Raw genomic sequence first — 7,629 nt, 5'->3', positions numbered from 1 at the left:
TTCGGCGGGCCGTTTTCTCCGGGGCGTCCCCCCCCCCGGCGGCGGGCCCCGGCACCGGGCGTCCACAAAAACGGATCATGGCCCCGCGCCGAGGTGTCGAGGCGGTCGCGGCCGTGGGCGGACACGACGAGCGCGTCGTCCCAGGGCAAGCCCGCGCGGGCGAAGGCGGCCGCGACGCTGGACACGGCCGGGATCACCACCGGTTCGACCCCGGCCCGGCGCAGCGCGGCGACGATGCCGAAGAAGCCCGGGTCGCCGCTGGCCAGCACCACCGCCTCGCCGTCGTGCGCGGCCACCCGCGCGACCACCGGCGCTACCGGCCCCATGACCAGGCGTTCCGCGCTCACGTCCAGTCCGGACAGGTGCCGCTCGCCCCCGGCCACCAGCGTCGCGCGGGCCAGCGCCGCACCCGCGGCGGCACCGAAGCCGCCGCCGTCGTGGCCGACCACCGTCACCCGTGGCATGCCGGCCGCCCCGGTCCGCTCGCCGCCACCGTCGCCCGGCTCACGTAACCCACCGGTCCGCCCGCCGCCGCCGTCGCCTGGCTCATGCCACCCACTCCGGCCTGGTCGCGGCCACGACCGTCTTCCCGGTGAAGTCCACCATCGCCACGTCCGCCCGCAGCGCGCCCTTGCCGAAGCGGACCAGGACGTCGCGCACCCGCCCGCACAGCACGTCGCCCGCGTCGCGCAGCAGCCCCGCCGCCTCCCACAGCTCGTACGCATGCCGCGCGGTGTTCGCCCCGTCGACCTGTGCGGCCAGCTCGGCCGAGCCGCCCACCGCTGTGGTGACCTGGCCCAACAGCACGGTGTCCACGGCGGAGCGGGTGTAGTGCGTCATCAGCACCCCGGCGGCGAGCTTGGTCAGCTTGCCGGCCATGCCGACGAACACCACCTCGGTCATGCCGCGCTCGGCCGCGGTCCGCAGCGCCGCCCCGGTGAAGTCGCCGACCTCGACGAAGCACACCTCGGGCAGGTCCGGCAGCAGCGCCATCGCGCCCGCCTCGGTGCGCCCGCCGGTGCACAGCACGATCGTCTGCTCGCCCTGCGCCGCGGCTACCTGCACGGCCTGCATCACACTCGCCCGCCACGAGGCGGTGGAGAACGGCCGCACGATGCCGGTGGTGCCCAGGATCGAGATGCCGCCGAGGATGCCCAGCCGCCGGTTGGTCGTCTTGCGGGCCATCCGCTCGCCGTCCGGCACCGAGATCACGACCTCGACGCCGCGCCCACCGGCCGCCTCGGCCACCGCCTGCGTGATCATCTGGCGCGGCACCGGGTTGATCGCCGGGCCGCCCACGTCGAGACCGAGCCCCGGCCTGGTCACGGTGCCGACGCCGGAGCCACCGCGCAGCGCGACGTCCGCGCCGTCCTGCCAGCGCACGGTCGCGGTCAGCCGGGCCCCGTGCGTCACGTCCGGGTCGTCGCCGGCGTCCTTGACCACGACCGCGCGGGCCGCGTCACCGTCCAGCACCGACTCCGCGACGGCGAAGGTGACCCGCCGTCCCGACGGCAGCGCCACCTCGACCCAGCGCGGCGGCACCCCGCCGACCAGCAGTTCCGTGGCCGCCTTGGCCGCCGCCGACGCGCACGTGCCCGTCGTCCACCCGGTCCGCAGCGCCTTCGGCCGGTCCTTCGCAGTCCGGGGCAGGTCGGGTTCGCGCAGCTCCGGCAGATCCGGTCCGGCCGGGGTGGGCAGGTCGGTCACCGACGGGACGCCGGGCTCGGCGGGGGTGGGCGGGTCAGTCACGGCTCGCTCGCAGGGCGGCGCGGGCGGCCGGATCGGCGCGGCGGAAGCCGTGGAAGTGGCCGGGGTGGTAGAGGTGGCTGCGGGTGCCGGCGGCCTCGCCGAGCGCCGCCCCGACCAGGAACAGCGTGTGCTTCCAGAGCTTGTGCTCCTTGACCGCCGCCTCCAGGGTGCCGACGGTGCAGCGCACGATCAGCTCCTCCGGCCAGGTCACCCGGTAGGCCACCACCACCGGCGTGTCCGCGGCGTACCCGCCTGCCAGCAGCTCGGCCGCGAGCTGCCCGGACCGGGCCGCGGACAGGAACACCGCCATCGTCGCGCCGTGCGCGGCGAACGCGCGCACGGACTCGCGCTCCGGCATCGGCGTCTTGCCGCCCTCCAGCCGGGTCAGCACCACCGACTGCGCCACCTCGGGCACGGTCAGCTCGCGCTGCACCGCCGCGGCGACCGCGGTGAACGAGGACACCCCGGGGATCACCTCGGTGGGCAGGCCCAGCTCGTGGCACGCGTCGAGCTGCTCGCCGAGCGCGCCCCACAGCGCCGGGTCCCCGGAGTGGATGCGCGCCACCACCAGGTCGTGCTCGGCGGCCTCGCGGTAGAGGTCGAGGGTCTGCTCCAGGGTCAGCGCGGCCGAGTCCACGATGCGCGCGTCCGGCCGGGCATGCCCGAGCACGTCCGGGTGGACCAGGCTGGCCGCCCAGACCACCACGTCGGCGGCGGCGATCGCGGCCGCGCCGCGCAGCGTGAGCAGGTCGGCCGCGCCCGGCCCGGCTCCGACGAAGACGACCTTCACAGCTTTCCCCCTCTGGCGTCGCGGCGGCCGGGCACCAGCACCGCCGACAGGTACGGCGCCTCGACCGCTTCGGCCAGCGGCGTCACGCTCTCCCCCGGCAGTCCCAGCCGGGTGCCCAGCACGGCGTCGTCGAGCCGCCCGGCCTCCTTCACCGCGGTGGCCACGTCCGCCAGGTGGCGGCCGCCCTTGTACGCCACCACCGTGCCGTCCTGCGCGTACGCCAGCGCGGCCGACAGCGCCGTCGCGCCCCGGGCCAGCGGCACCAGCACCAGCGGCTCGACGCCCTCGGCGAGCGGCACCCCGGCCGCGGCGGCCAGCGCCTGCATCGCGGTGATCCCGGGCGCGGTCCGCACCTCCACCTCGGGCAGCAGGGCGCGGACCGTCGCGGCGAGGTAGCCGAAGGTCGAGTACACGTTGGGGTCGCCGATGGTGGCGAACGCGGCGGTGCCGCCGGTCTCGCGCAGCCAGTCGGCGACGCGCTCACCCGCGGCGTCCCAGTGGGACTCGCGGCGGCGCGCGTCGTCGCGCTCGTTGAGGGCGAACACCAGCCGCTCGACGCGGTCGTGGCCGGCGTGCGCGCGTACCGTCGCCTCGGCCCGGCCCTGCTCGGCCGGGTCCATCACGGGCACGAAGACCCGGTCGGCCTCGCGGAGCAGGCGCACCGCCTGCAGCGTCACCAGTTCCGGGTCGCCGGGCCCGACCCCCACCCCGATCAGGCGCATGCGGCACGCACCATCCGGCGCGCGAAGCCCGGCTGCCCGGCCCAGTGCAGGTGCAGGTAGGACGCGTGCACGCCGCCCTGGACGAAGCCCTCGGCGGGCTGCCCGCGCCAGGCCCAGGCGGGCGACGGACCGGCCGCCGGGGTCACCGCGGTGCGGTGGAACTCGTGCCCGGTGACCCGGGTGCCCGGGTCGGCCAGCACGCTGCCGGACACCGCGACCGCGTCGCGGTAGCCGAGGGTGAGCCGCTCGGTCATGACCGCCTCGGCGTCGAGCACCCCGCACATCTCGCGCCCGTCCAGGGACCGGGCCAGCCACAGCAGCCCCGCGCACTCGGCGGCGACCGGCGCGCCCGCGGCGGCGAGGTCGCGTACCGCGTCGCGCAGCGGCTTGTTGGCGGCCAGCTCGTCGCCGTACACCTCGGGAAAGCCGCCGCCCACCACCAGCCCGGCGGTGCCCCGCGGCAGCGCCTCGGCGCGCAGCGGGTCGACGTGCACGACCTCGGCCCCGGCGGCGCGCAGCAGCTCGGCCTGCTCGGCGTAGCCGAACGTGAACGCGGGCCCGCCCGCGACCGCGATCACCGGGCGGTCGCCGGCGGCCTCGTCGCGTGCCGCGGCCTGCCCCGATCCGGTCTCCTCCGCGCCGGCCCGCACGGCGTCGGCCGCCGACCACGGCGTCACCGCCAGCGGCGGTGCACTGTGCGCCACGGCCAGCACCTCCCCCAGGTCGACGCCGTCTTCGACCAGCGCGCCCATGGCCGCCACGGCGTCCACCGCCGCGCCGCTGCGCTCGGCCGCGGGCACCAGCCCGAGATGCCGGGACGGCACCGCCACCGCGCCGGCACGCCGCAGCACGCCCAGCACCGGCGTGCCGACCTCCTCGCATGCCTCGCGCAGGATCTCCTCATGCCGGTCGGAGCCGACCCGGTTGAGCACCACCCCGGCCAGCCGGACCGCACCGAACGAGCGGAAGCCGTGCAGCAGTGCGGCGACCGACCGGCCCTGGCCGGTCGCGTCCACCACGAACACCACCGGCGCGTCCAGCAGCCGCGCCACGTGCGCGGTCGAGCCGAACTCACCCTCGCGCGACCGGCCGTCGTAGAGGCCCATCACGCCCTCCACGACCGCCACCTGCGCGCCGGCCGCCCCGTGCGCGAACAGCGGCGCGACCAGGTCCTCGCCGACCAGCGACGGGTCCAGGTTGCGACCGGGCCGCCCGCAGGCCAGCGAGTGGTACGTCGGGTCGATGTAGTCCGGCCCGACCTTGAACCCGGCCGCGGTCATGCCCCGCGCCGTCAGCGCCGCCAGCAGCCCCGTCGCCACGGTCGTCTTCCCGTGCCCCGAAGCCGCCGCGGCGATCACGACCCTGGGCACCCGCACCACTTCCGTGGACGACCCGTTCACCATGATCTGCCTGTTCGCGACTGCGGGGCTCGCTTCGCTCGCTCCTCGCGCTTCACCATTCGATCCCCGCCTGGCCCTTGCGTCCCGCGTCCATCGGATGCTTCACCTTGCCCATCTCGGTGACCAGGTCGGCCAGCTCCAGCAGCGGCGGCGCGGCGTACCGCCCGGTGATCACGACATGCTGGGAGCCGGGCCGCGTGCGCAGCGTCTCGACGACGTCGGCGGTGTCCACCCAGCCCCAGTGCAGGGGGTAGGTGAACTCGTCCAGCACGTAGAAGCCGTAGCGCTGCGCCACCAGGTCGCGTTTGACCTGGGCCCAGCCCTCGGCCGCCTCGGCGGCGTGGTCGCGCTCGTCACCGGGCCGGGCCAGCCAGGACCAGCCCTCGCCCATCTTGTGCCAGGTCACCGGCGCACCGCTGCCGGATTCGTCGTGCACCCGGCCCAGTGCCCGAAATGCCGCCTCCTCGCCGACCCGCCACTTGGGACTCTTCACGAACTGGAAAACGGCGATCGGCCAGCCCACGTTCCAGGCCCGCAGCGCCATCCCGAACGCCGCGGTGGACTTGCCCTTGCCGATCCCGGTGTGCACGGCCAGCACCGGGGATCTCCGGCGCTGCCGCGTGGTCATCCCGTCGTCGGGGACGGTCTCCGGCTTGCCCTGCGGCATCATCGGCCTCCGGTCGGTTGCGTGACGTCGGCGAACATCGAAGAACGGCGTCGGGGAACGCCCGGAATCCGCGCCGGCCGGTTGCGCAGGCAGGCCTGTCGCGGCCGGTGCGTCATGCCGCCCGCCGCCGGTCACGCCTGGCGACCCCGGCCAGCCCCTGCGCGGTGACCTCGGTCAGCGGCACATGCTCCGCGCCGAGCCGGGCGGCCAGCCGGGCGGCCAGCCCGAGCCGGACCACCCCGGACTCGCAGTCCACGACCACGGCGGACACGCCGCCCGCGGCCAGCCCGTCGGCGATGCGCATGGCCTCGCCGACCGGGTCGGTCCCGGCGGTGGCCCTGCCGTCGGTCACCACGACCAGCAGGGCGCGGCGGTGCGGGTCGCGCAGCCGCTCGACCCGCAGCGTGTGCGCGGCGCGGCGCAGCCCGGCGGCCAGCGGGGTACGCCCGCCGGTGGGCAGTTCGCGCAGCCGTGCCGCGCCCGCCTCCACGCTGGACGTCGGCGGCAGCGCCAGCTGCGCCTCGCTGCCCCGGAAGGTGATCAGGCCGACCTTGTCGCGTCGCTGGTACGCGTCGAGCAGCAGGGACAGCACCGCGCCCTTCACCGCGCCCATGCGCCGCCGGGCCGCCATCGAGCCGGAGGCGTCCACGCAGAACAGCACCAGGTTGGACTCTCGCCCCTGCCGCACCGGCTCACGCAGGTCGGCCGCGGCCAGCCGCAGCGGGCCGCCGGGGGCGCGGCCGCGGGCCTGCTGCTGCCGGGCCGCGGCCCGCACGGTCGCCGCCAGGTGCAGCGCGGTCAGCGTGCCGCCGGGCACCCGCGCGCCGACGGTCCGGCCCATCCGGGTGTACGCGGGCGAGCGCCGCCCCGCCGCGCCCTCCCCCGTCCCCTTCACCGCGAACAGCCGCGCCCGCCGCGGCGCGGCCGCCTCGGCGTGCTGCTGCCCCGCGGACGCGTAACGCCCCTCGTCGGCCCCGTCCCGCTGCCGGGTCTCCCCCTGCGGCACCGGCCGCAGCGGCGTGCCGTCCTCATCGGGGACCGCACCGCCGGGCCCGCCCGGTCCCGGACCGCCGTCCGGCCCGTCATCGTCGGGCCCGTCATCCTGGCCGGAGCCGTCGCCGTCCAGGTCGCCGTCACCGTCCCGCTCGGTCGCGCTGTCTGAGCCGCTGCCGGGGCCACCGTCCGGGCCGTCACCGCGCCGGTCGCTGTCGTCGGCGGCGTCGGGCGCGCCAGGGTCGCCGCCGTCGCGGGCGCCGTCGTCGTCAGCGGGCGGGGGTGCGCTGTCGAGCGCGTCTTCCAGCGCCTGCTCGTCCAGGTCGGGGGCGTCGAACGGGTCGCGCCGGCGGCGGTGCGGCAGGGCCAGCCGGGCCGCGTCGCGCACGTCCTGCGGGGTGACCCGGTCCCGGCCGTGCCAGGCGGCCAGGGCCAGCGCGGCGCGGGCCACCACCAGGTCGGCGCGCAGCCCGTCGACCTCGAACGTGGCGCACACGTGGGCGATCCGGGTCAGCTCCGCGTCGGGCAGCGTCACCGCGGGCAGCCGCCGCCGGGCGGTGTCGATGCGTTCGGCCAGCTCGGCGTCGGCGTCGGCCCAGCGCGCGGCGAACGCGGCCGGGTCGGCCTCGTATGCCAGCCGCCGCCGCACCACCTCCACCCGCTCGCGCGGCTCGCGCGGGGCGCGCACCTGCACCGCCAGCCCGAACCGGTCGAGCAGCTGCGGACGCAGCTCGCCCTCCTCCGGGTTCATGGTGCCGACCAGCAGGAACCGGGCGGCGTGGCGCACCGAGACGCCGTCGCGCTCCACGTACGCCTCGCCCATGGCGGCGGCGTCGAGCAGCAGGTCCACCAGGTGGTCGTGGAGCAGGTTCACCTCGTCGACGTAGAGCACGCCGCGGTGCGCCCCGGCCAGCAGGCCCGGCGAGTACGCGGCCTGCCCCGCGGTGAGCGCGCGTTCCAGGTCGAGCGCACCGACCAGCCGATCCTCGGTGGCCCCGACGGGCAGTTCGACCAGCCGGGCGCGCCGCACGACGGCGTCCTGCCCGGCCTCGTGCGGCCCGTCCGGGCACGCGCCGTAGGGCGCGGCCGGGTCGCAGCCGAACCGGCACCCGGCGATGACGTCCACACTGGGCAGCAGCCCGGCCAGCGCGCGTACGACGGTGGACTTGGCGGTGCCCTTCTCGCCGCGCACCAGCACCCCGCCGATGGCGGGCGAGACGGCGTTGAGCAGCAGGGCGAGCCGCAGGTCGGCCAGGCCGACGACGGCGGAGAACGGGTACAGCGGGGTCATGTCCCGCTCAGGCACGA

At 77.0% G+C, this 7,629-nt stretch carries 6 protein-coding genes and 1 pseudogene; all 7 read right to left on the bottom strand.

Annotated elements, in window-relative coordinates; genetic code table 11:
- Positions 1–104 precede the first annotated feature (104 nt).
- Positions 105–464 (bottom strand): annotated as a pseudogene (gene cbiE, locus F9C41_RS42060) (precorrin-6y C5,15-methyltransferase (decarboxylating) subunit CbiE); the annotation flags it as partial.
- Positions 465–546: 82 nt separating this feature from the next.
- Positions 547–1,698: a cobalt-precorrin-5B (C(1))-methyltransferase gene (locus F9C41_RS26205; protein WP_230690049.1), complete on the bottom strand. Its 1,152-nt coding sequence runs from the start codon at positions 1,696–1,698 to the stop codon at positions 547–549.
- Between the two features lie 43 nt (positions 1,699–1,741).
- Positions 1,742–2,539, bottom strand: a complete 798-nt coding sequence (cobM, locus tag F9C41_RS26200; protein ID WP_155389515.1) for a precorrin-4 C(11)-methyltransferase — start codon at positions 2,537–2,539, stop codon at positions 1,742–1,744.
- Positions 2,536–3,261: a precorrin-2 C(20)-methyltransferase gene (cobI, locus tag F9C41_RS26195; protein WP_155389514.1), complete on the bottom strand. Its 726-nt coding sequence runs from the start codon at positions 3,259–3,261 to the stop codon at positions 2,536–2,538. The genes cobM and cobI overlap by 4 nt, the downstream gene beginning before the upstream one ends.
- Positions 3,252–4,640 carry a cobyrinate a,c-diamide synthase gene (locus F9C41_RS26190; RefSeq protein WP_196279970.1) on the bottom strand — a complete coding sequence of 463 codons (1,389 nt, stop codon included), beginning with the start codon at positions 4,638–4,640 and terminating at the stop codon, positions 3,252–3,254. The genes cobI and F9C41_RS26190 overlap by 10 nt, the downstream gene beginning before the upstream one ends.
- A gap of 73 nt (positions 4,641–4,713) precedes the next feature.
- Complete coding sequence (gene cobO / locus F9C41_RS26185) at positions 4,714–5,328, bottom strand: cob(I)yrinic acid a,c-diamide adenosyltransferase (protein WP_155389512.1); 615 nt, start codon at positions 5,326–5,328, stop codon at positions 4,714–4,716.
- A gap of 112 nt (positions 5,329–5,440) precedes the next feature.
- On the bottom strand, positions 5,441–7,612 hold the full coding sequence (locus tag F9C41_RS26180; protein ID WP_155389660.1) for a putative cobaltochelatase: 2,172 nt from the start codon (positions 7,610–7,612) through the stop codon (positions 5,441–5,443).
- Between the last annotated feature and the right edge of the window lie 17 nt (positions 7,613–7,629).

It is taken from the genome of Catellatospora paridis, from assembly GCF_009720365.1.
GTDB classification, from domain to species: Bacteria; Actinomycetota; Actinomycetes; order Mycobacteriales; family Micromonosporaceae; genus Catellatospora; species Catellatospora paridis.
Note: the sequence above shows the minus strand (reverse complement) of the source record. Positions and strands in the feature narration are given on the sequence as shown.

Coding starts and splice junctions, on each gene's coding strand:
- cobI (WP_155389514.1), bottom strand. CDS start 3,261: ATGCGCCTGATCGGGGTGGGGGTCGGGCCCGGCGACCCGGAACTGGTG.
- F9C41_RS26180 (WP_155389660.1), bottom strand. CDS start 7,612: ATGACCCCGCTGTACCCGTTCTCCGCCGTCGTCGGCCTGGCCGACCTG.
- cobO (WP_155389512.1), bottom strand. CDS start 5,328: ATGCCGCAGGGCAAGCCGGAGACCGTCCCCGACGACGGGATGACCACG.